At 42.4% G+C, this 24,830-nt stretch carries 17 protein-coding genes; 8 read left to right on the top strand and 9 right to left on the bottom strand.

Features of this window, described 5'->3' with window-relative positions; all coding sequences use genetic code 11:
* Nucleotides 1-111 precede the first annotated feature (111 nt).
* The 3 genes from secD (at nucleotide 112) to CWC03_RS15020 (ending at nucleotide 3,387) form a co-directional block, all read left to right on the top strand.
* A complete protein-coding gene (secD, locus tag CWC03_RS15030) occupies nucleotides 112-1,944 on the top strand; it encodes a protein translocase subunit SecD (RefSeq protein ID WP_138582582.1) in 1,833 nt (610 codons plus the stop codon).
* A 1-nt stretch (nucleotide 1,945) separates the two neighbouring features.
* Entirely contained in the window at nucleotides 1,946-2,857 is a 912-nt protein-coding gene (gene secF / locus CWC03_RS15025; RefSeq protein WP_138582581.1) for a protein translocase subunit SecF, read from the top strand.
* A 101-nt stretch (nucleotides 2,858-2,958) separates the two neighbouring features.
* The gene (locus tag CWC03_RS15020; RefSeq protein WP_138582580.1) at nucleotides 2,959-3,387 is read left to right on the top strand and encodes a hypothetical protein; all 429 of its coding nucleotides are present in this window, start codon (nucleotides 2,959-2,961) and stop codon (nucleotides 3,385-3,387) included.
* Between the two features lie 54 nt (nucleotides 3,388-3,441).
* Here CWC03_RS15020 and CWC03_RS15015 read toward each other — a convergent pair whose 3' ends face one another.
* The 3 genes from CWC03_RS15015 to CWC03_RS15005 form a co-directional block, all read right to left on the bottom strand.
* Complete coding sequence (locus tag CWC03_RS15015) at nucleotides 3,442-3,810, bottom strand: MliC family protein (protein WP_138582579.1); 369 nt, start codon at nucleotides 3,808-3,810, stop codon at nucleotides 3,442-3,444.
* A gap of 137 nt (nucleotides 3,811-3,947) precedes the next feature.
* A complete protein-coding gene (locus CWC03_RS15010; protein WP_138582578.1) occupies nucleotides 3,948-7,130 on the bottom strand; it encodes an efflux RND transporter permease subunit in 3,183 nt (1,060 codons plus the stop codon).
* 2 nt (nucleotides 7,131-7,132) lie between these two features.
* The gene (locus CWC03_RS15005) at nucleotides 7,133-8,308 is read right to left on the bottom strand and encodes an efflux RND transporter periplasmic adaptor subunit (RefSeq protein ID WP_138582577.1); all 1,176 of its coding nucleotides are present in this window, start codon (nucleotides 8,306-8,308) and stop codon (nucleotides 7,133-7,135) included.
* 201 nt (nucleotides 8,309-8,509) lie between these two features.
* Here CWC03_RS15005 and CWC03_RS15000 point away from each other — a divergent pair, with 201 nt between their 5' ends.
* Both CWC03_RS15000 and CWC03_RS14995 read left to right on the top strand, forming a co-directional pair.
* Nucleotides 8,510-9,433, top strand: coding sequence for a GGDEF domain-containing protein (locus CWC03_RS15000; protein WP_138582576.1), 924 nt, complete (start codon nucleotides 8,510-8,512; stop codon nucleotides 9,431-9,433).
* A gap of 106 nt (nucleotides 9,434-9,539) precedes the next feature.
* Nucleotides 9,540-11,246: an alkaline phosphatase D family protein gene (locus tag CWC03_RS14995; protein WP_138582575.1), complete on the top strand. Its 1,707-nt coding sequence runs from the start codon at nucleotides 9,540-9,542 to the stop codon at nucleotides 11,244-11,246.
* A gap of 61 nt (nucleotides 11,247-11,307) precedes the next feature.
* Here CWC03_RS14995 and CWC03_RS14990 read toward each other — a convergent pair whose 3' ends face one another.
* From CWC03_RS14990 to CWC03_RS14975, 4 genes are all read right to left on the bottom strand, one after another.
* Nucleotides 11,308-12,252: a hypothetical protein gene (locus CWC03_RS14990; protein WP_138582574.1), complete on the bottom strand. Its 945-nt coding sequence runs from the start codon at nucleotides 12,250-12,252 to the stop codon at nucleotides 11,308-11,310.
* 97 nt (nucleotides 12,253-12,349) lie between these two features.
* The gene (locus CWC03_RS14985) at nucleotides 12,350-14,152 is read right to left on the bottom strand and encodes an alpha/beta hydrolase family protein (RefSeq protein WP_249314049.1); all 1,803 of its coding nucleotides are present in this window, start codon (nucleotides 14,150-14,152) and stop codon (nucleotides 12,350-12,352) included.
* A gap of 289 nt (nucleotides 14,153-14,441) precedes the next feature.
* Nucleotides 14,442-15,563, bottom strand: a complete 1,122-nt coding sequence (locus CWC03_RS14980) for an alkene reductase (protein ID WP_138582572.1) — start codon at nucleotides 15,561-15,563, stop codon at nucleotides 14,442-14,444.
* A gap of 100 nt (nucleotides 15,564-15,663) precedes the next feature.
* Nucleotides 15,664-16,551, bottom strand: coding sequence for a LysR substrate-binding domain-containing protein (locus tag CWC03_RS14975; protein ID WP_130127416.1), 888 nt, complete (start codon nucleotides 16,549-16,551; stop codon nucleotides 15,664-15,666).
* A 114-nt stretch (nucleotides 16,552-16,665) separates the two neighbouring features.
* Here CWC03_RS14975 and CWC03_RS14970 point away from each other — a divergent pair, with 114 nt between their 5' ends.
* Nucleotides 16,666-17,850, top strand: a complete 1,185-nt coding sequence (locus tag CWC03_RS14970) for an MFS transporter (RefSeq protein ID WP_138582571.1) — start codon at nucleotides 16,666-16,668, stop codon at nucleotides 17,848-17,850.
* A gap of 390 nt (nucleotides 17,851-18,240) precedes the next feature.
* On the opposite strand, the gene CWC03_RS14965 is transcribed toward CWC03_RS14970, so the two are convergent.
* Nucleotides 18,241-20,589: a hypothetical protein gene (locus CWC03_RS14965; RefSeq protein ID WP_138582570.1), complete on the bottom strand. Its 2,349-nt coding sequence runs from the start codon at nucleotides 20,587-20,589 to the stop codon at nucleotides 18,241-18,243.
* An 89-nt stretch (nucleotides 20,590-20,678) separates the two neighbouring features.
* Nucleotides 20,679-21,902 carry an alpha-xenorhabdolysin family binary toxin subunit A gene (locus tag CWC03_RS14960; protein ID WP_138582569.1) on the bottom strand — a complete coding sequence of 408 codons (1,224 nt, stop codon included), beginning with the start codon at nucleotides 21,900-21,902 and terminating at the stop codon, nucleotides 20,679-20,681.
* Nucleotides 21,903-22,657: 755 nt separating this feature from the next.
* Between CWC03_RS14960 and CWC03_RS14955 the strand changes: the two genes are divergently transcribed.
* Both CWC03_RS14955 and CWC03_RS14950 read left to right on the top strand, forming a co-directional pair.
* Nucleotides 22,658-23,545 (top strand): LysR family transcriptional regulator, encoded by an 888-nt coding sequence (locus tag CWC03_RS14955; RefSeq protein WP_138582568.1) that lies wholly within the window; start codon nucleotides 22,658-22,660, stop codon nucleotides 23,543-23,545.
* Between the two features lie 667 nt (nucleotides 23,546-24,212).
* Nucleotides 24,213-24,830 (top strand): DUF642 domain-containing protein (locus tag CWC03_RS14950; protein ID WP_138582567.1); only part of this gene is annotated, 618 nt, incomplete at its 3' end.

Below are 24,830 nucleotides of genomic sequence, written 5' to 3'. Positions count from 1 at the left end.
CTACTACCAATAGACCACCTAAATAGTAGTTTTTGATACCAGCACCCTAACGTCTGTATGACCAGTATTCGTTAGTAAATCGGTATCGCTCAGATAGATAATGAGAAAAATATGAAAGATATAAATTCGTCAACGAGGCCATCAACCCCTCGTGGTACCAACGCGCGTGCAAAGCGCTTTTTTACTGCGCTTATTGTGTTCTTGTTGATCCTTTGTGCACTACCAAACGTGTATCCCAATAAGAATTTGATTCAAATTCAAGCAAGTAGTAACGAGGTTCTGTCTCTGTCGCTGCCTGAGCTTAAATCTCAGTTAGAAGGAGAAGGATTCAAAATCAAGCAAATAGAGTCTCATCAAGAGGGCTATTTGGTTGAACTTAAAAACCGCACGCTAACCGCCGAGGCACGTGCGTATATGGCAGATTCTTACTCCAAGCTAAATGTTAAGGTAGTTAGTGCTTCAACGATGCCGCAGTGGTTAGAAGCCACTGGACTCAAACCGATTAAGCTTGGACTCGACTTGGACGGCGGCGTGTTGTTCGTACTCAGGGTTGACACAGAACAAGCGGAACAAAATAAACTGCAGTCACTCGCAGACGAAGCCAATAGCTTACGGATCAAAAATCGTTATCGTAACCTATCTATTCCTCAAGTTATCAATGGGGAGCAGGTTGAGATCATCGCAAAAGCGCAAGGGCAAAATGAACTCGTTGCGATCACGGCGACACTGCGCGACCTTTATCCACAATTTGCCAGTACAACTCATAAGCAAGGTAGTTTAACGAAAGTGAACTTCCGTTTTGCCGAAGAGAAAAAAGCAGAGTTCGATAAGCAGTTAATGACCCAAGCACTGTCAACTTTACGTTCGCGTATTGAAGAACTCGGGATCACAGAAGCGGTTACGCAACGTCAAGGCACTAATTATATACGAATTGAATTACCTGGCGTGCAAGACCCAGAACAAGCCAAACGTATTATCGGTGCAACAGCAAAGCTTTCTTTTCATGCATTACAGGAAGTGGGAGGTCAAAAATTAAAGGATAAATCTGGCGCTTTGGTTTCTATCGACCCAGTTGCTATTTTTGGCGGGGATGAAATTGAGTCTGCAACCGGAGGACGAGACGAATACGGAAAACCTTTAGTGCAACTATTTTTATCTTCTCAAGGTGGTGAAAAGATAAACCGATTTTCTAGAAACAATGTTGGAAAACCAATGGCCACCGTATTCAGCGAATATTACGCAGATACAAAAGGAGAGATTAAGCGCAACACCGAAGTGATTTCAGTCGCCACTATTCAACAAGTATTAAATACTCAATTTAGTATTACCAATATGCAGTCAATGGAACACGCGCAGGAATTAGCGCTATTACTGCGGGCAGGTTCTCTTGATGCACCAATCACTATCGTCAAAGAGCAAACCATTGGTCCTTCATTGGGTGAAAAGAATATTGAAAGTGGCTTTAAAGCATTGGCATTAGGGTTGAGCCTAACTTTACTGTTTATGGCAGTGTGGTATCGCAAACTAGGCGCAGTGGCCATTACCTCATTACTGGTGAACTTAGTCTGCCTGATAGGATTAATGTCGCTGCTTCCTGGTGTTGTGCTTACCTTACCCGGCATTGCGGGCCTAGTTTTAACTATCGGTATGGCGGTCGACACCAATGTTATTATTTTTGAGCGAGTTCGCGAATTAAGGCGTAAAGGCATTGGGATGGCTACTGCATTAAAGCAAGGTTATCAACAAGCCATGTCGAGTATTATCGATGCTAACTTAACCACGATGATAACTGCGCTTATCCTACTTGGTATCGGTTATGGACCAGTAAAAGGGTTTGCGATCACTTTGGCGCTGGGCATAGTAACCAGTATTTTCGCCGGTGTGGTTGTCTCCGGCATGTTATCAGAATCTCTTTATTCAAAATCACGTAAAGGCGTAAAGTAAAATGACAAGTAAAACGCAAAAAGCAAGATTCGTCGGGCTAATTTCTGGATTGTTACTTGTCCTTGCAAGTCTCATAGCCATCACCCAACAAGGCATTGTATTAGGTCAAGACTTTACCGGCGGTTACGTTACGGTTATCGACTTACCCAAGCAAAAAAGCCATGTAGAAATGCAAAAAAAGCTAGCTGAGCTTGGTGTTCAAAACGCGCGAATCTCTCTACAAAACGATGGTAGCTGGCGAGTTTTCCAAACTCCTCAGTCCACCGATGAAACACACGTTAAACAGTGGATCGAAGGACTTGAAACACAATGGCAAGCAAGTGTGTTAGACGCCAGTTATCTTGGTGCGCAGGTGGGTAATGAGTTAATTGAGCAAGGTGGCCTTGCAGGCATATTCGCATTAATTAGTATATTGATTTACTTGGCGTTTAGATTTGAGTGGCGCTTGGCTGTCTCCGCAAGTATCGCGCTTTTTCACGATGTGATTGTGACGCTTGGCTTGTTTGCAATAACGCAAGTAGAGTTTGACTTAACTGTGCTTGCAGCGCTGCTGGCGATTATCGGTTACTCACTCAACGATTCGATTGTCATCGGTGACAGAGTTAGGGAGCTTTTGTTCGAAGAGCAGTGGAAAACCAGTCCCGTGGGCAATATCATAGACCAAGCGATAAAGGATTCAATGAGCCGCACGCTTATCACCTCATTAACGACGCTCACAACAGTGTTAGCGATATGGTGGTTAGGCGGCGCAGGACTTAATAGTTTTGCCATGGCGTTGTGTTGTGGCATTCTCATCGGTACTTTGTCTTCATTGGCAATTAGCGCAACTTTACCGCAGTTTTTAGGCTTGTCATTTAATAACTACTTAAAAGAAGAGTCTGAGGCAGCGAAACAGCAACTTGCTGAACCATAAGTTTTAGATACAATTTAGGTTAAAAAAGTAGCACTTGCTCTTTTTTAACCTTGTCGTGCTGATGTATAATTCACTCTTCGAAAGGAGCTGGATAAGGATTAATGTCAAAATATAGTTATCAAACTCGGTGCGGGAAAGTAACCCTCTGGACCGAGCAAAATATCCTCTTTGCCTGTTTCGAAGGAAATATCAATGAATCTATGATCCATTATTTTTCTAGGGCATTAGAACAGTGTCGAGCTGAGATTCATTCTTCGACATGGGGTTACGTAAGTTATTCGGAAAAGGCCATAGCTGCGACACCAGAAGCTTACAAGTTACTGGTAAAGACAGCAAAACGCTGTTTGCAGTTAGGCTGTGTTAGTGCTGCATATGTATTGAAGTCGGCAATTGCGAAAAGTCAGACTGAAAAAATGCGCAAAGAAATTGGTATGCCTGAGCCATTAGATCAAGTTTTATTTGCTGATGTAAGCGCTGCCATTGAGTTTGTAAAAAGTACTTTAGCTACACCTGAAAAGTTGTCGATATAAGACATCCTAATTCTATATATAAGTGACGTTGCCTACTGAGACGAGCATTTATAATCAGTTTGATTGTGCCTTCACTGTTAAGGCTTCATTGGGCCGCATCTCGCAACGCGCGATGATGCGGTTGTTTTTATCTTCTTCCTGTCTAAGCAACATACCTTCGTCATTTTTTGTCCACCACACAAACCCATCACCCTGATATTTTGCGCCGCTGGCTGAACGAGCAATTTTCATCTTAACCACCTGTTCGTTAAAATGGATAGTTGCCTTATCACTGTCGTTGTAGTCAACCTTTATCACCGAATTATTATCGCATTGATAGCGACTAAGTGTTTCACTAAGCTCAACTTTACGATTTGATATGTCCTCGCCACACGCACTAAGAACAGCAGCAATTAAAACAGCAAAGGCAATTTGAGATTTCATAAACAGACTCCGGCGAGAAAAAGACGGTATCTGATAATCTATCGTAAACGGATGAAGTTAAGGTGAATAGTGCGGTTACAAGGCAATAAAAAGCAGCATAAAAAAGGCCCAATGGGCCTTAAAACATGATTACATAATTATTCCTTTACAGGAATAGTATTAGGGGGACTCTGTGCTTTGCGTATTTTTGGTGTGTATAATCGCTTAGTCATCGCCATAAAGAAAATAGGCGTAAACAATAGACCAAATAAGGTAACCCCAATCATCCCTGAAAATACTGCAATGCCCATGGTTTCGCGCATTTCAGCACCCGCACCAGTTGCAAGTACCAGAGGTACAACCCCTGCGGTGAAGGCAATCGACGTCATCAAAATAGGGCGTAACCGTAGTTTACATGCCTCGATAATTGACTCCAAATTAGTCTTGCCTTGCTCGTATTCTTCTTTAGCAAATTCCACCATTAGGATTGCATTTTTACACGCCAAAGCAACCAAAACGATAAGTGCAATCTGGGTAAAAATATTATTGTCACCCCCTGTTAGCCACACCCCAACTAACGCTGACAGTATGGTCATTGGTACAATGAGGATGATTGCAAAGGGTAGCTTTAGGCTTTCGTATTGCGATGCCAAAACCATAAACACCAAGAGTACAACCAGTGGGAAGATATACACCATCACGTTACCCGCGAGGATCTGCTGATAGGTGACTTCAGTCCACTCAAATGCCATGCCTTCGCTAAGCGTTTCATTTAGCACCGCTTCAATTGCCATTTGCGCTTGATCCGAAGAGTAGCCGGGCGCAGGGCTGCCATTTAGCTCGGCAGTAGGATACCCGTTATAATGCATCACACGGTCAGGTCCCGTTGTCGGCGTGACTTTAAGTACCGCGCCAAGTGGCACCATTTGACCATAGTTGTTTCTTACTTTATACGACAAAATTTGTGCAGGATCTGAGCGAAAGTTAGCGTCAGCCTGAGCGGTGACCTGATAAGTGCGGCCAAATAAGTTAAAGTCATTGACGTACATTGAACCTAAATAGATCTGTAATGCATTAAACACCTCCTCGAGCGATACACCTTGTACCATTGCTTGCTCACGGTCGATATCAATGTCCATTTGTGGTACTTGGATCCTAAAGCTTGAGTACAGTCCCATTAGCTCCGGTTGTTGCTGCGCTTTTGCTATCACTGCTTGTAAATCCGAGAATAGTTTCTCAAAGCCAAGGTTTGCTCTATCTTCAATTTGCAGTTTAAAACCACCAGTCGTGCCTAAGCCTTGAATTGGTGGCGGTGGGAACACCGCGACAAACGCTTCATCTATGATGGCAAACTTTTGATTAAGCTGCGCAGCGATTGAGGACGCATACAACTCAGGCGATGTGCGATTTTCAAATTTGTCTAGGGCAACAAATACAATCCCGCTATTTGGACTGTTGGTGAAGCCATTTACTGAAAGCCCAGGGAAAGACACGGAATGTAAAACACCTGATGTCTGTAGTGCAATTTGTTCCATCTCACGTACTACGGCTTCTGTTCTATCCAAACTCGCAGCGTCTGGCAGTTGCGCAATCGCAACAAGATACTGTTTGTCCTGCTGTGGAATAAAGCCACCAGGAATTGTGCTAAACAACTTAGTGGTAGCAAAAATTAACCCTAAATAGACCACCAACACAATGGTGCTCAGTCTAATAAGCTTCTTTACCAGTCCGACATAGCCGTGAGCTGCCTTATCAAAAAAGCGATTAAACGGTTTGAATAGCCACTGACCAAACAATTTATCTAATACCATTGTGAGTTTGTCTGGTTTAGCACCGTGCGGCTTTAACAGTAGTGCAGCTAGCGCTGGTGATAATGTTAATGAGTTAAATGCCGAGATCAGCGTCGAAATCGTGATCGTAAGGGCAAACTGTTTGTAAAACTGGCCTGACAATCCGGTAATAAATGCAGTTGGAATAAACACCGCACAAAGCACCAACGCAATCGCTATAATAGGGCCTGTCACCTCTGACATCGCTTGTTTAGTGGCCTCGAAGGGCGCAAGACCGTTTTCAATATTACGCTCAACGTTTTCAACCACGACGATGGCGTCATCGACCACGATACCGATTGCTAGAACCAAACCAAACAACGACAAAGTATTGATAGAGACACCGAGCCACTGCATTGCAGCAAAGGTACCAACCAACGATACAGGCACTGCCACCAGCGGAATAATAGAAGCGCGCCATGTTTGCAAGAATAAGATAACGACTAATACCACAAGGACAATGGCTTCTAATAATGTCGAAATTACCGCATCGATTGAGCCGCGAACAAAAATTGTCGGATCGTAAACAATATCGTATTCAACCCCTTCAGGAAAACGAGTCGATAACTCTTTCATGGTTTCACGCACCTGATCCGACAGCTCTATCGCATTAGAACCAGGACGCTGGAAAATCGGCATTGCCACCGCTTCGTTTCCATCTAGCAAAGCTCTTAACGCGTAGTTATCTTGTCCAAGTTCAACTCGACCAATATCTTTGAGTCTAGTGATCGCGCCATCGCTCGATACGCTAACAATAATATTGTCAAATTCACTGGTATCTGCCAAACGACCTTTAACGTTTAACAGAATTTGGAATTGATTTTCATTCGTTGTGGGTTGAGCACCCAAAGAGCCAGCTGCTACTTGGCGGTTTTGTTGTTGGATTGCACGAACCACATCGCTTGCGGTTAAGCTTCTTTCAGCCAATTGCTCGGGGTTTAGCCATATCCGCAACGCGTACTTACCGCCGCCGAATAGCTTTACATCACCAACGCCTGGCAAGCGTGCTATCTGATCTTTGACATAAATATCAGCATAGTTTGAGAGGTAGCTTGTATCATGCGAGCCACGTGGCGATACCAAGTGCACCACCATAGTGAGATCTGGTGACGCCTTCTCAGCCACAACCCCTAAGCGTTGTACTTCTTGCGGTAATCTTGGAATAGCGCTATTTACACGGTTTTGTACTTGAACTTGGGCACGGTCCAAGTCAGTACCAAGTGCAAAAGTCACGGTAAGCGTTAAACGGCCATCACTGGTTGCCTGAGAAAACATATACAGCATGTTTTCAACACCATTGATCTCTTGTTCAAGCGGCGTTGCAACGGTTTCAGCAATGACTTTTGGATTGGCGCCGTGGTAGGTTGCAGATACCACAACGGTCGGCGGTACCACCTCTGGATACTCACTCACGGGAAGCTGGAAAAGTGATATGGCCCCTGCAATTAATATCACGAGTGACATCATCGCCGCAAAAATAGGGCGCTTAATGAAAAAATGGGAAAATTTCATTATTAGTTTAATCCTTGTGAAGAATCGCTTGGCGTCATCGCAACCACTTCTGTGGCAATGTTATCTGGCAAAGTAAGTGTCACGGAATTTGGGCTTATCGGCATCCCAGGGCCTACACGCGCTGGACCATTCACAGCGATACGCTCTCCTGCGGCTAAACCTGACTCAACAGCACGAAATTCGCCATAGCGATTACCGAGAGTGATTAGACGATATTCAAGTGTATTCGCGTCGTTGACGACAAGAACAAAACGATTTTTAAGATCTGTACCCACTGCGCGGTCTGGAATTAATACTCGATCGTTTTGCTCGCCGGATGAAAGACTCACTCGTGCAAACGAGCCTGGTCGTAGCTGTCCACCGTGATTATCAAAAGAAGCGCGTACTTTTAGGGTTCCGGAGTGAGCATCAATAGCATTGTCGATAAAATCTAGCTCACCCATGACTGGCTGTGACTCACGGCCCAGTAGCTGTAATTTTACAGGAAGCGACTCACCTTCAGTCACTGATGCGAACTGACTATTCCAAGTGCGCTCGTCGATATCAAAATACGCATACATCTTATCGGTTGCGACTATCGTAGTAAGCAAAGTGTCGTTTGCTCTAATAGTGTTACCTTGAGTGACCTCAGCAAAAGAAATTTTGCCGCTGATTGGTGCTGTGATCTTGCTAAACTCTAAGTTTAACTGAGCTGCTTTAAATGAAGCGCGAAGCGCATCTAGTTCGGCTTCACGCTGTGCGGTAAGCGAAACACGGGCATCGACCTCTTCGGTTGAAATCGCTTTTTGCTTGCTTAATCGAAGCGCACGCGCAGACTCACTTTTTGCTTGCGAAAGCGCGGCTTCGGCACGTTTCACTTGTGCGGCAAGGCTGGCAACCTCAGCTAGGAAAGTTCTGTCGTCCAGCTCAAATAGAACATCGCCTTGGTGCACCGTATCTCCTTCTTTGAAGTTTACCGAGCTGATCACTCCCGTAACCCGAGCGCGAAGTGCGACTTCGTTTGGAGAAGAAAGGCGTGTTGTATAGGTATGCCAATCAGCAATACTAATTTGTGGTGTTGCAGCTACATCAATTGGTTGAATAGGCGGATTCTGACTGCTTGCCTGCTCAGCTTCGCCACATGCACTTAGCAGTAGCAAAGCAGAAATAATCGTTGCGAGTTGTGTTGGTTTTAACATAGTTCCTCCTTTGTGTATGGAGGTAACTATACGTTTCATTTGTTGCATTAAAAATAAGTAAAGTGGAATATAATTGGTGCAAAATCGGAACCAATAAGCTTGAATAAAAAATCAAATAATTTTTTTATGTGATTTGCATGAGATCTAAGATAAATCCTCTCGATTGATTTAAAATAATAAAAAGTCTAATGGAATTGAATTATGTCTAACGTCAACCATTTACAATCCCTTTTGAGTGTGTTGCTGAATAAAAGTGATGATGCAGTTGCTATTGTCAGCAACAAATCGGTACTTGAGTTTTGTAATAAAGCAATGGCAAAGCTAATCGGACAACCCTCATCTCACTTAACTGGACGCACACTGAGTAATATCTTTGACCCACAAACAGACGATACGTTTGATGACAGGCTCGATGGGGATGAACTCACGGAGTGGTTTTTAGGCTTAAGCAACGGCTATGAATTAGACTATCCAAAAATTGAAATTGATACCTTAAACGGTGAGTTTTTTAAATTACGATGTTTTTCATTGCAAGATGATGCCTTTGTTATCTACGGAGACAATATCACCACAACAAAAGCGATGTATAGCGAACTCGAACATTTACGTAAAGAACTTGATTTTATTACCAAAACTGATCCATTAACCGGCGTCGCCAGTCGTAGGCAGCTAAGCGATAAAATTGATAGTCAAATTAAATTATACGAGCGTTACAGAACACCATTTAGCGTAATACTCACAGATCTTGATAACTTCCGTGCAATTAACGAGCGATTCGGTCATGAAGCGGGAGATATGGTATTAGTTCACGTGAGCTCATTACTCTCTGAAATGTTAAGAGACACGGATTTAATAGCCCGATTAGGTGGAGAGGAATTCGCGCTGGTACTGCCCAATACAGGGCTAGAGGGCGCTACTCTTGTTGCCGAGCGAGCTCGTAACCTAATTGAGCAGACGTCATTTCAGATTGCTGTAGGAGGAGAGGTCGATATCACCAGTTCTTTTGGAGTCGCTGAGTTTGGCGCAGGCGAGACAGGCGTTGAGAGCATTATTCGTCGTGCAGACACGATGTTACTAGAAGCCAAAAGCAGTGGTAGAAATCGAGTTGTTCCGAATCCGCACTAATTAGAACCAATCGTTAAAATGTAATAATGCTTAACTAAGCTAGTTCCTTCAAGTAGTAGATAAGTGCGCCCAATATGGCGCATTTTGCAGTTAAGGAACAATAATAATGGCAAGTTTTACCCGTCGAGATTTTATTAAAAGTGCATTAATGGGCGTTAGCGTAGCAACAATTAGCGTCTCGTTAGTAGGTTGCGGCAGTAGTAATAGCAAAGCGGTTGCAAGCAACGATTTTGCTGTTGCATTTAACCATGGTGTCGCAAGTGGCGACCCTTTAGCTGATAGCGTTATATTGTGGACGCGAGTCACTCCTGAAGGTACACCCAATAGTGTGGATGTCACTCTACAAGTATCAGAATCTGAAGATTTTGGTGTCTTACTACAAAGCCACCAGCTCGCCGCATTAGCAAAAAACGATTACACCGTTAAAGTAGATCTTAACGGCCTGACTGCAAATAGCCGCTACTTTTATCGCTTCGTCACTAAGGAAACGCATTCCCCCATAGGTAAATACAAAACCTTACCCGTTAACGATGTAACTCAGGTAAAACTTGCCGTCATGTCTTGTGCAAATTATCCTGCAGGTTACTTTCATGTTTACGCAGAGGCTGCAAAACGAAGCGATTTAGACGCGGTATTGCATTTAGGTGATTACATATACGAATATGGTATGGGTGGGTATGCCACTGAAAATGCCGACGCTATGGGACGAGCGCTGGATGCAGATAATACGAACGAGATTATCTCATTGAATGATTATCGTCGTCGCTATGCAAAATATCGTACCGATCTTGGGCTGCAAGCACTCCACGCCAGTACGCCATTTATTGCGGTATGGGACGATCATGAAGTATGCAATGACTCATACATAGATGGCGCTGAAAACCATAACGAAGGAGAAGGGGAGTACGCTGCCCGAAAGCTTGCCGCACTGCAAGCCTACTATGAATGGATGCCAGTGCGTCCAATGGTTAAGGATCAACTCGAGAGCCTCTATCGTAAATTTGAATTTGGCGACTTGTTGTCACTTTATATGCTAGATACTCGGCACGAGAGCCGCGCTAAAGCACTCGACTATCAAGATTATATTGACCCTACAACAGAACAAGTGGATTTTGCCGAATTTCAGGCGGATCTCACCGCGTCTTCGCAACAACTATTGGGCGTAAACCAATTGACTTGGCTCACCGATAATTTGAAAACTTCAACAGCGAAATGGCAAGTCTTAGGGCAACAAGTATTGATGACCAAAATGATGATCCCAGCCGAGCTGCTCATGTCTCTTGCCAACCCTTCTGCACAAATGTCGACGCAATTAACAGAGCTTACTCAAATTAAGAGCAGACTGCTTGCTGGTGATTCAACGTTGTCAGAACAAGAAAAGGCGCGAGTCACGTTTACCGCACCATATAATTTGGATGCATGGGACGGCTATCCGGTTGAACGTGAAGTGATTTTACAAACAGCAAAAGCGACCAACAAAAACTTAGTAGTCGTTGCTGGAGATACGCACAACGCGTGGTCTGGTAAGCTCTGCGATGCAAGCGGAGCCGTTTGTGGTCAAGAATACGCGACGGCTTCTGTCAGCTCTCCAGGGCTTGAGCATTACTTGCAATTGGGCGATGAGCAGGCGCTACAATTTGCTGAGGTGTTGCAATTACTAGTCGATGACCTTGAGTATGCCAATATTCATCAGCGTGGTTATTTAACGCTTAATTTCACACAAGAGAAGGTGGAAAGTGAGTGGCATTTTGTCAATACAGTCAAGCAAGAGCAGTTTGAAAGCCACAATAAACAGCGCGAGCTTTTACTTTAGATACTACAAGCAATTCGCGAGACTCTTATTTACTGCTGAGTAAAAGGCGCGTAAAGGGGCTTTACAGCCCCTTGCATTTAGCTATTTTATCTTGCGAAAGAAGTGCTGTAACCTTGAACGGCTTCTTTTTATCCCCTTTAACTTTAACCTTTGCAATATCTAAATATTGAAAGTCTCCAGGGGCATTAAGACGCCATAAATTCTTTGACTGTTCAGAAAAGCAAAACTCTCCCGTGTCTCCATGTATCAACAGCAACGGATAACTGAGTTGAGCCGCATATTCTGCAAGTGTCTCTCGATATAACTGATAACCATCGCATTTAGCTTTTGAGTTTTTATCACAACGTCCTGAGTGCTTCTCTTTTTGATACAGGTCAGCTTGTAGAAATATCACCGCGGCTTTATGGCTTGGTGTTAGCAAGCTATCCAACCACTTCATATTCTCTACATCACGACGATGAGACTCTTCATGCACTGCTTTTTTGTCAGATAATAAGATTTGTCTGCGACCATTGTTGGTGCCAGGTACATGCAAAGTTAAAAACTGCACATCATCCACTATCCAAGATTGATTTTCAGGTACTGTTTGCTGGCGTTTAAACTTTGGAAGGTCAGGTATTTGCACCGCAAAGTGTTTACGGATGAAATCCAATCTTTCTAACTCATCAAACCTAGGGTTCAGAGTTTCGCGGTCACAGTCAGTCCAATCATTATCTCCAGGCGTGAATACAAAAGGTTGGCTACTCACACTTGAGATCAGGGCATAATTATCTTTAAGCAGCTGGTCTGTACAGGGCTCAGCACCGGATTTCATATCACCTACGTGCACCATAAAATCATGCTGTGTATCGTTTACCTTTTCACGCAGTGCACCATTTGGCATCAGCATGCTTCTGTCTATCTCCGTATAAGGCATATCACCAAAGACTAAAAAGGACGTCGCCGAGGCCTGATATACACTGAGCATAGGCATCAACGCCATGGCGAATAATTTAACGAGCTGCACAATAATTCTCCTTTATGTTAGCCCCTATCATACATCAACTCTGTGACAGAAGAAGTCGCGCTCTCAATAAAAAAACGCCGCTAATTGCGGCGCTTTGCTACTTAAGATGTTTTTCGAAAAAAGCTAAAAACTCAGTGAGCGTCTTCATTCTGTGTGCTTGATAACTCAGATGATGATTCCCATCCTCGAGCTCTATATATTTGAACTTCTTGTCATGATCTTCAAGTTCATCTGCCATGTCACGACTATGATTCACAGGCACGACTTTATCGTCATCACCATGAATAAGTAACACGGGGCGGTTAATCTGCTTAGCGTAGTTAACAGGAGATTGTGCCTCAAGTTTATCAGCATCTTGTCCAAATTGATCACGAACAAGCGCTTTGTTTGTGAAAAAGCGCGCACGACTGACTATCGATTCTAAGTCTGTAACACCGGCAAAACTTGCTGCACATTGAAACGTCTCAGGATGTTTTACCACAGCCATTAGTGCCGCATAGCCGCCGTAACTTGCACCACCTATACAAATTTTATTTTTGAGTGCATACTTCTCTGCAATCAACCAGTTTGCCGCATCTTGTAAGTCATCTTGCATCTTTCCTCCCCAACCTTGATTTGCTTCATTAAAGAAGTCAAAGCCATAACCAAAAGAGCCTCTAAAGTTAGGTTGGAAAACCACAAAGCCTCGGCTTGCCAATAGTTCAGACCAGTAATCAAAGCCAGCGTAGTCGCGAGAGTATGGTCCACCGTGTGGAAAGATGATTGTCGGTGCAGCCGCATCGAATGCTTTAGGTAGGGTTAAGTAACCCTCAATTTCAAGGCCGTCACGCGCTTTAAACGATACCCTTTGTTTGCCCAGATAATTGTCACCAGTAATATCAGGATATAAACGTCCTAACCCCGCTAAAGAGCTGGTTTCTCTGTCACCAATCAAGTATGTACCAGAGTCTTGGTCAGAATCGCCGTACGCAATGTATTTTTTATTATCCGCGCTCATACTTATTACAACGGTGTCGTAGCTTGGCAATGCCGCCTTGAGTGAGCGTTGTAGGAGTTTGCGGTCTTCGTCCCAATAGACTCTCGAGTTATCAAGGTTGGAATGGCTGAAGCCTATGGCTCTACCGTCGTGTGAATAAATGATACTGCCATCAAAATCATAGGCTGGATCGGAGAAAATAAGCTGAGGTAAAAGCGGTCGCTTAGTAATGTCTGCTTTAAACAGCGCATTTTTACCATTATGAAGTGCGGTGAGGTAAATGATATTTGGGTCTTTATCAAATCCAAGAATACGGATAGCTTCCGGACCACGAGCCTGAAAGGTATAGAAATCGGTTAAATCCTTCGTCTCATTATCATAGAGCATATAGTAGGCAGTGATCCCTTCAAAACCATAACCCATTCTTACATTGCCTTGTTGATCGGCTATCCAGCTAGATATTTTTCTTCTTGCTCGAACAACTTTCTCGCGTCTATCTTTAGCTATGTCTAAGATATAAACGCTTGGCTTATTTGCCATATCGAAGTCAGTTTGTACCAATATCTTGTTTGGTTGTTCTGGCAGTATGCTAATGACATCGTCTTGAAATTGGGCAGGAATTTCATTGCGATAAGCACGGTTGATTTGAACCAATTCATCCGTAGGGTTTTTTAAATCAAATTTAAATAAACGAGATGTTGTGTACTTTACGCCTCGCTGCACTTTGGTGTAATTAGCACCAAATAAGAGCATGTCATCGCTGGCCCAATCGTACCAACCAAGTGCTATCGTTTTATTATCTGTTTGCAATATATAGTTTTTTTTATGCGTTTTTAGGTCATGAACAGTAAGAACGAGATTTCCTTCATAATTTTGTAAATACGCAACTGCCTTACCACTGGGTGAGAGTGAAACTTTACTCATATTAGGGAGTTGCGCGTAACTTTCAATAGGTAACTGAGCGTTAGCAGAGCTAGTGCATAAAAATGCAATAGCAAATAGAATTATATTTTTCATTTTTAGATAAGAAGTAGAGTGTTTTATGTGTCTTTAATTTGGCGACATTATTCCCTATTTTGAGGCTAAACTCCAATCTATCTGCTTTGGCATGCACTACCATTAGCAATAATTTCAAAAAAGTGAGAGCAAAAATTAGCAACATTGCTCTCACCTTAAAACCATTAAAACTAGAGCTGCGTACGCAGGTTGGAAGCTAACTTTTAGTCCATCTTGCGTTTATTGGGTTAGAGGCGTGGGTTTGATAATCAATATAACCTTGTTCACTACCACCAAATAACGTTTCAGGCTGATGTTCATTTAAGTCCAAGTCATTTGCTATTCTGTAAGGTAAATCAGGGTTTGAGATAAATGGACGGCCAAACCCAATCATATCAGCCCAACCTTCATCAAGAGCTTGTTGGGCCCGCGCTTTCGTATATTTTCCAGCATAGATTAACACGCCATCAAATGCCTCTCTAATTTCATGCTTAAAATTCAGAGGCATATCTGGCGCATCTTCCCAATCCGCTTCCGCGATGTGTACATAGCACACGTTGAGCGCATTTAGCTGTTTAATTGCTCCGAGGTATGTCTGCTCAGGGTTTTCATCAACTGTACCATTTAAGGTAGTAAGCGGCGCAAGTCTAACACCCACTTTGTCACTGCCTACCTCGTCACTCACAGCCGTTACGACCTCACGCAAAAAGCGAATGCGGTTATCAATAGAGCCACCATAGCCATCTGTTCTTTGATTTGAGCAAGAATCTAAAAATTGGTTGATCAAATAACCGTTCGCTGCATGTAGTTCAATTCCGTCGAACCCTGCCTGCATCGCGTTGCGTGCTGCATGTCGATATTCGTTAATTACATTATTGATGTCTGCTTGGGTCATTGCTCTTGGTGTTTGTGCTTGAATAAAATTAGGTGAATCATTTTCATCGATGAAAACTTTCACATCTTGAGCTTGGACTGCTGAAGCTGAAATCGGCTGAAGCCCACCGGTATTACTTTGGTGCGATACTCGCCCAACATGCCAAAGCTGCGCAAACATAACACCGCCTGCACCATGCACTCGTTTTGTTACTTGTTTCCAGCCAGCAATTTGGGCGTCTGAATAGATCCCCGGTGTCCAAGCATACCCCTTACCGAGTTGCGATATTTGTGTCCCTTCACTAATAATTAAACCAGCCGTCGCACGCTGTGCGTAATAGGTTGCCATCAAATTGTTAGGGGTATCCCCAGGTTGACTTGCCCGTGAGCGGGTCATTGGCGGCATCACTATGCGATTGCTCAGTGTTTTACCTGCTAAATTAATTGACTCAAATAAATCAGCCATTTGGCCTCCTCAACGTTTTTTCACTATGAGAAGTTTAACGATTTAAAATATTTTCATTAACCGCAATAAATACAAAATATATTTGTTAAAAATGAAAAAACTATAGCGTGAGCCTAGGCGCAATGTAGTCTAAAAATGCCGAAATCCGAGAAGATACACCACTATTTTGATAATACACGGCTTGTACCGCTTCTCTGCGATTTGGCGAAATAATTTGCTCGGTAAAAACTTCAACAAGTCTTCCGGCTTTTATATCTTGCCTCACCATAAAGTTAGATAACAGTGCAATGCCATGGCCTGCAATACACAATTGCCTCACGGTCTCACCACTAGATGCGCTAATGGAAAACTTGAGCTGTTGCGGACTTTGTAAAGGCCAGACGTTGAGGTGTGGGGCATCGGTAAAACCTATCAAGTTATGATATGGAAGATCAATCCGTGGTTCATGACCTGCAAATTTATTTAAGTAATCAGGGCTTGCTACAAGATGAAGTTTACTGCGACCTAACAAACGAGCATGAAGGTTAGAATCAGCCAAGTCACCAATTCGTATTGCGATATCGGTTTTATGCTCTAGCAAATCGATGATACTGTCATGACTCGTTATTTCCAAAGTAATATCGGGAAAGGCCTCATTAAAACCTTTTAATATAGGCGCAAGCTGGTGAAAAACGAAAGGACTTGCAGCATCCACTCTTAATTTACCAGCTGGCGAAAATCGTAACAGCTTTAACGCCTCTTCACCTTGCTCAATGGTATTGAGTGCCTGCCGCGCATAGCGTAAAAATAGCTCGCCTTCTTCGGTTAACTCTATCCGTCGAGTCGTTCGATTGAATAGGGTTACACACAGGGACTTTTCCAGTCGAGTTACTGCTCTTGAAACCTTTGCAACTTGTTCGTCCATCAGATTTGCTGCAGCGGAAAAACTCCCAGTATCGACAACACAGATAAAAGCTTCTAGATCTTCGGTTTTTGAGCTAACGGCCACGTGTGTTCCTTTTCATTTTCTACAAAAGTATTTTGTCATTTTTGCTATTTTTTGCAAATAAAAAAGCTTTCACACTACACCAACTTATTGCTTATCACGTTAAAAAGGTTATTTATGCCGCTTGCATTACTGGCGCTGACATTAAGCGCTTTTGCCATTGGTACCACCGAATTTGTCATTGTTGGTTTAGTACCTACCATCGCTTCCGATTTATCCGTTTCGCTGCCAAGTGCAGGTTTACTGGTGAGTTTATATGCCATTGGCGTTGCTGTTGGTGCGCCCGTTTTAACCGCACTGACAGGGCGATGGAATAGGAAATCTGTATTACTTAGTTTGATGGCACTCTTTGTTTTTGGCAATCTGCTTGCGTGGCAAGCGCCAAGTTATGAAAGCCTCATTTTAGCGAGGATCATGACAGGGCTCGCTCATGGTGTGTTCTTCTCGATTGGCTCTACGATTGCAACTAGCTTGGTCTCAAAAGACAAAGAGGCAAGTGCCATCGCCATTATGTTCACGGGCCTGACCGTGGCGCTCGTAACGGGTGTCCCCTTGGGTGCTTGGATTGGCCAACAGTTTGGTTGGCGAGCCACCTTTCTAGTAGTTTCTGCTTTAGGTGTTATCGCTCTCTTGGGAAGTGCATTATTAATTCCAAAGAACCTAAAGCAAAGCGCATCTGCCAGTCTATCTGAGCAGGCAAGGGTTTTATTACAACCTAGATTACTGCTCGTCTATCTTATGACCATACTTGGCTACGGTGGGACCTTTACGGCATTCACTTATCTTGCGCCAATTTTACAACAGGAAGCTGGTTTTAACGCCGCGACAGTCAGTATTATTATGCTGGTTTATGGTGTATCTGTTGCTATCGGCAATATCTATGGCGGAAAGTTAGCCGATAAAAAAGGGCCGATAAGCGCTTTGACCATCATCTTCGCGTTACTCTCGCTCATTTTGGCTGTGTTGACATTTACCATGCAGTCGAAAATAGGCGTGGTGATCACGGTATTAATGTGGGGAGCATTTGCTTTTGGAAATGTACCGGGTCTTCAGGTCTATGTTGTACAGCTAGCCGAAAGGTTTAGTCCAAATGCGGTGGATGTCGCATCAGGGTTGAATATCGCTGCCTTCAACGTTGGAATTACGCTCGGCTCTGTGTTAGGTGGCCAAATTGTTGAAAATATGTCGCTGCAGGACACTGCTTGGGTAGGGGCGCTTATCAGCGCTGCAGCCTTATTAGCAACCCGTTTTAGTGGCTATCTAGATAACAGATCTTTATTGAAGGCTCAAGTTGTAGAGTAGGTGACGGCTCATCCGGAGGAATTTTGCTAAAAGATCGCCACGTGAAGTGGCTCCTACGAAAAAAGCAATCTGGTTTAGCAAATATTCAAGCCACACTAAAATAGGAGCAGGTTAATCCTGCGAGCTTTTGTTAAAGATCGCCACCTGAAGTGGCTCCTACGAAAGGCAATCTTATTTAGCAAATATTCAAGCCTCACCAGAGTAGGAGCAGGTTAATCCTGCGAGCTTTTGTTTAAAAATCGCCACGTGAAGTGGCTCCTACAAAAAGGCGAGCTGGTTTAGCAAATATTTGAACTCCACCAAAGTAGGAGCAGGTTAATCCTGCGAGCTTTTGTTAAAAAATCGCCACGTGAAGTGGCTCCTACTTGGCTTTAAAGTACAAGCGCTGCACTATTGTTTGGGGATCGCATTTCCTTTAAACGACACTTTGATATTCGTCACTTTACTTAAGTCATAAAGCTGTGGATTTTTCAGCTTAATTGACCAAGTGGTAAACGGAGTTGGTTTAAAGTAATTAATCGCATAATCGTTTGCAATTGCACCGCTGGTGATTGGATCTATCTGCGTCGTTTCGCTATCTAACAGCTCGTAACTTACCAATCGGTATAACGACTCTGCACTAAATTGATAGAGTTGCCCTTTAAACCTATCTTGATATGAACCACTTGACCTTACCTCAATATCGTAGCGCTGGTTCTCATTCAATCCCGAACCTTCTAGTACAACATTGACCTCGTCTAATCTAACTCGATCAAACTGGGAAAAATCAATATCTTCCAACGAGAGCGTGAAACTCATCTCACCATCCTGCGCAAAATCCTGCAATTGTTGCGGCGCATCTAACTCACCTATGGTAAGCATAAAATCTTGAGGTCGAGGGTTAAAACGTAATAGTGACGCGGTCTCTTGCTCACGTAGCAAGGCTAAGTCGCGGCGATATTCTTGATAACTTTGATTAAGGCTTGGTGTCACTATGGTGTCATCAAGTGACCAGTAGCTAAATGCCGCCTGATAGTTTGTTAATGCAACAAATATCGGACGTTTTAGATTATTCAGAGTCCGGAATAGCTGTTCCTCCATTTCCTGAATTTCATCTAGACTGTTTTGATTGTTTTGTAAAAATGCATCTATACGGTTGATCTGCTTGAGTTTTGCATCAGCGGTGATCCGCAAATCTATCTGTCTAGACTGCTCCTGGGCAATATCAATTTCCACAGCCACAATTGCCTTACCATGATTAATTAACTTTTCGATAGCAACAAGGTAGTCGCTTGCACCATCAATGTCTTCATCTATGGCCTTTTTCATTTGCGCCTTAGCGGTTATTAAAAATTCGTCCCAAATTCGATTTGCCTCTTCTTTGGTTGGAATGAGTGAGTTAAGGCGATTGAACTCTTGTGCAAGCTCACTGCTAGAAAACGGATCAGCGGTTTTTTGCGATAACACGTTTAACTGGCCGCTAACCTTTTGTACTTTATCCATTAATGATGCTATATCATCAATTTTGGTTTTTAACTCATTGATCTCTTGGATTGTGGCGGGCAAGCTCGCTACTAAGTCTTTCAGGCCACTGGTGTCTCCCCCAGCAGCTCCGGCAAATGCAGTGCCTGCACTAATCACGGTTTCAAGTACTTTAAGTCCGATTTCTGTAATTTTATCTAGTTTGTAGTCTAAAATTCCTTGTTGAAACTCAACCCCTGAATAGAAGACGTTATTTTCTTGTCCGCTGAATGATGCTTTTTGTTCATCAAGTGTCTTTACCAAGCTCGTCAGTTGCTCTACTGAGCGAGAGATAATTCGTTGCTCAGCAGATGCAACATCGAACAGGTTATCCTGCATTAAAGTGAGATCTTGGCGCTTGTTTTCTAAACTTCGGCCTTGTTGCTGAAAATTACTATAGCTATCCTGATATGCTTCCATCGCATCAATGTATGCTTTGATGGTTAGCTCATAAAAGTCGCGGGACAAGCTAGGAACATAGTTTTTGTTAAGTGTTGCGTACGACAAAAACTGCTTAAAGTTAGCAAGCTGCAAGTAAAAGTTCTTAGCTTGAACTGATGACTCTCTAACATCATGAGCTGCATTTAGTATAGACTCAGGCCAGCTCAACATCTCAATGCTCAACGCTGGGTTTTGATCATAAATGGCCGCCGCCATATCGAACGACTTTTCAAATGCATCTAAAAAGTACTCTTTGTGCACAGAGATAAGTGAAGTTAACGCTGGCGAAATAGGCGTTGCGAACTTATTGCCTTGTATTACCTGATATAGCGTACCAAACGAGTCTGGAGCAATACTAAAGCGTTCAATTTCACCATCGCTTGGCGAATGAGCTGTGATGATATTAATATTAGCCTCAACTTTATCAGCCATAAATACCAATGTTGATGCTTGAGCATTTTGGGTGTCTAAATTGATACTCACCGTACCATTACCAGTTATTTTACGTGCGACGATAAAAATTCGTTTGTTTGGCGCATCGAAAATCATGTTTCGGTCAATTTCTACAGTGTCAGCAGCAATGACGATAGTATTATGATCTCTTGCACTGGTAAGCACGTCATTCAAATTGACATGTAAGGCCGAGACCAAATAATTTTGTGTGTCTATCTGTTGTTGATTTGAAGTCGTAACGCTCGGTAGGTTTTGACTTAGCTCAAGATTATATAGCTCGTTCCAAGTCGCAGCTTGGCTCGAAAAAGCGCAGCCAATCAATAGGCTGAGTAAAGTTGGTTTCATAGTAACTCCTTATGTACCTGAGCATATTTAGCTCAGGTACTGTGATATATTCCTTATAGAAATAAGGAAGGAATGCATGTTGTACTTGATTACTGCTCAGAGATAGGTAGATAAGCGTTTTGCAAAAATGCTCTGGCTTTGTCTGAAATGTCTTTCCACGAGTTTGTTGCGCTGCTAGCAAGAGGAGAAGAAACAATACCAGCTACCACAACATTAGCATTTCGAAGTGCATTTTCACTGTCTAGTTGCTCTAAGACTTCTTTAAGTGACCGCATATCTCCTAGTAGAGACTGCCAATGCACTTGCACTAAGCGCACATTATCGATTGCTTTGAGGATCTTATCATTCATGCCATCTACTTGACCTTTAGCAATCTCGTAAGATGCGGCCAGGCTCACTGAATGTGCTAGATCTTTGTTTGAGCTATCAATTTGTGCTTGAACCTTATCTATTTCATCTTTGAGCTCTTCGACTTGGCTGCCAAGCACAGAACCGCCGATTAACAATACTAAAGGTCCTCCAGCAGAGAGGCCTGCAACTATCTTTAACTTAGTATCTTTTTCGTTGTTAAGACTGTTTAGGCGACTTTGCAAGGTACTAATTTTTTCACGAATATTCGCAGGCTGATCTTTATTCAAGATATCAGCAAATGTACTCTCAAGCGTTTCCAATTCCCCTGTATGCGTAGTCAATCCCCCCTGAAAACTAATAAGTTCGTTCACAACTTCTTCTGTTTTATTCAGGTTTGAATCAATAAAACTCATAAAAGTATTGAGAAATGAAATTGCGGCTTGACGACTCTGCTCAGCAGCTTGCATATCACCCGAAAGTGAAGCGTTATGTAAGTCGGTTAATTGGCTGATAAACGGGTTAATTAATAGAGCATGAGTGTCTGAGTAGTTAGCAAGTTTTGTCGCTAAATCAATAACGCTAGGGTAGATATTATGGTTCCAGTTTTGACCAGATGCGTTGATTTCTCCAAACGTTTCCATTAACGCTTTGTAGTGGTTATTCAAAGGTGTATTGTCTGGGTAGCGCGTTGAGCTTCTAAATGCAGACTCGTTGTTTGGTAACCCAACAGCTGCTTGAGCGAACACTTGAATTGTGTGCCATTGCTCCTGTGTTAATAGAAAATCATCTGAGCCAACATCTACAAACAAAGGTGCACCTTCAATATCGCCTTGAAGTGTATCGTACATAATTGGTGAGATTTCTGGGACGTCGGTATTCGCAGTTGCGAGCTGACTAAGTCCAAATAATTGGAGTGACGTTACGATAGCAATTGCGCTTTTCTTTAATTTAATTGATTTCATCTTTCATATTCCTTAATCAATCGGTGTTCTAACTGTTAAGTCGCACTAGACCTCTTCTGGCCTTTAAAGGTGCAACTGAAGGTAAAAGTGCATGTAGTTAAATTGTTAACCAAATGTACTTTTAATATTATTGATATAGGGACAATGAGAATGAAAGAACTTCTACACTTTCTAACAAATTTAGGGATTTAGTTGCATATTCAATAACACCAAGCCACAAAATATACAATCTACAAAATAGATTTTTAAGTAAACAAAAGTTAACAAAAATGAGTTGTAACATGGCCATCCATAGCTATAGATGTAGAGATTTTTGTTACAGATGGATAGTAAATAGTTTATTTTCACAGTCATTTCAGCTCAAAATTCAACCTCAATTAAACTGTTTCATAAAATCGAACTCAATGTTTCTCCTGCTGTATATGAGATGTATGTTCTTTGTTGGAAATTAAATTCAATCTGTTGCGACATTTTTGATTTATAAGACAACAATCAAAGTAACTGCCCGTCAACATGGTCACCTTGAGTTGCAGAAATGACTAGAATATCAAGCAAGGCTAAACCTAAAACCATCAAGCAAATTAACAATCACTACCTTTAGCTAGGTTGGGGAAGTGACGATAAATTTGGTATAGACCAAATAGCTTGTTTCATTTATAACTATTAAAAAAACATGTTTAATTTATGTAATATTAATGTAATTTTATTTGAGTGCTGCGGTCTTTATACAAAGTGACACGAAAAGAGAAGTCAAAATGAACAAACTAAGAAGAATGATGATATTTAAAGGGGTGGTAGAGTCAGGGTCATTGACCAAAGCTGCGGAGAAATTATCTTTGTCTAAATCAGTGATCAGCCAACACCTCAAAAAATTAGAAGAAGAGATAGGAACACCTCTATTATACAGAAATACAAGAAGCCAATCATTGACCAACGTCGGTAAAGACTTCTATGTGTACTGCCTTGAGATCAGCCATTTATCCGAGTTGGCTTGGGAAAAAGTAAGAGCTAAGCAATCAGTACTCGCAGGCCAGTTAACGGTGACAACGTCTTATGCTTTGATGCAAACCATCGTTGCGCCTGCACTATGTAAGTTGATTAAAGCACATCCTAAAATCCGCCTAAATTTAATTAATGAAGATCGCCCTCTCAATCTAGTAGAACGGGGGATAGATCTTGCTGTTAGAGTGGGGAAAAGTACAGATGTAGAGCAATCACAACAATATATTGGTTCATTTAGAGATGTGCTGTATAAAGCAAAGGGCAGTGAATTTAACGCTATAACCGCACCTTACATAGCAAACTCTTGGGAAGGCAAAGTCATAAATTATGAATTTATACATACAACACAAAATATCGTTAAACCGCTTTCATTCAAAGCACATCACAAAACCAACTCAGTTAGCGATACAATAGGCCTTATTGAAAGCGGTTTGGGTATTGGGTTAATACCAGAGATCATCGCATTCAATAATCATAATCTGGAACGAGTAGATCCCGAATTCGAGCTTGAAAAAGTGGAAGTATTTTGCATTCATAAGGGTAGTACAGATGTGCCCGCGACGATAAGAATTGCGCAAAGTGCTATTAAAAGCTATATGGATGCTCATCAATTTGTACTAAAAAATGCTGCGATGCACTAGTGCTCAAGCGAACATAACCATCGCGGTTGTAAGCAAAACTAAAAATGATCCCCTTTATGAACAAGCGTAAATAAGTATGTTTAGACTTTGCTAAGTTATGACTCCGATTTTTATTGCTGTAGCAGACGTTGCCTAATTCCATGCTAATTACATTGAACGCGTATTGCCCTACGAGGAGAAGATCACGGATCACAATACTATGGTCATTTCCGCAGATACAGAAGAGTACAGCTAAAACTTTGGAAAAGGGCCTTTCAACATTCAACATTCAACACTGACCAAACTCCCCTATGAAATGGGGCAAAAGGAACGGAATTGCTTTATAATACGATGTCTCTTGGCCAGACGCCTTCCGAGGATAACTCCTGCATTAAATTTTCATTACTGCAACCGAGCAAATACTCATAGCTGTACCGTTAACCATTAGCCTGAGTGACTTTGTGATACATAAAACAGAATTACGTATAGGTTTCAACACCTACCCAACACTCCAAAATCAATACTAAAGTACCAAATAAACGGACTATTTAGAGACGTAAAACATCATAAAATCTGGTTTTTCGGTTATTCATTGACCGTTAACTTAAAAAATACGACAATGGTAGTATATCAAGCAGTGTTACTGTAAACAAAAAATTTACATTAACTCTATCTTATTGGAGTGGCTATGAAATTTAACTTTGCAACCTTAGCGTTAATGTCAGTTGTTGGCACAGCAACTGCTGCCGACAATCTAGTCGTTAACGGCTCATTTGAAACATCAGGCAATATTTCTGGTGATTGGGCGTTATTTGACAATCTCCAAGGTTGGAGCAGAGAAGGTGCCAAATTCGAAATTCAAAAGCAGAGCCTTGGTATTATCGTACCTCAAGATGGCAATCAATACCTAGAGCTTGACTCGACTGCAAATTATACAGTCTACCAGAATATCCCAACGACGGCTGGTAAAAAGTATAAAGTAAGTTTTTATTACTCACCTCGAGTTAGAAATAATAATTCAACTAATCGCGCACGTGCATGGTTTGGCGATAATACACTAGTAACGATGAATGCAACGACCCGAGGCTGGACAAAGTACGAGTATACGGTTGAAGCGACTGATAGTTCGACACAATTACGTTTTCAGGGGTTAGGGACTTCTGACTCTCTGGGCGCGTTGTTAGACAACGTCGTCGTAACTGAAGAGGAGGAAGTTACACCTCCAGAGCCGCCAGTAACCTGTAAAGTTGGTGTGTATGGCATCAATAACTTTGGTGAAGACAACAATAGCTATGTTTATAAGTTC

This window comes from Pseudoalteromonas sp. S2755, from assembly GCF_005886535.1.
Taxonomy (GTDB): Bacteria; Pseudomonadota; Gammaproteobacteria; order Enterobacterales; family Alteromonadaceae; genus Pseudoalteromonas.
Note: the sequence above shows the minus strand (reverse complement) of the source record. Positions and strands in the feature narration are given on the sequence as shown.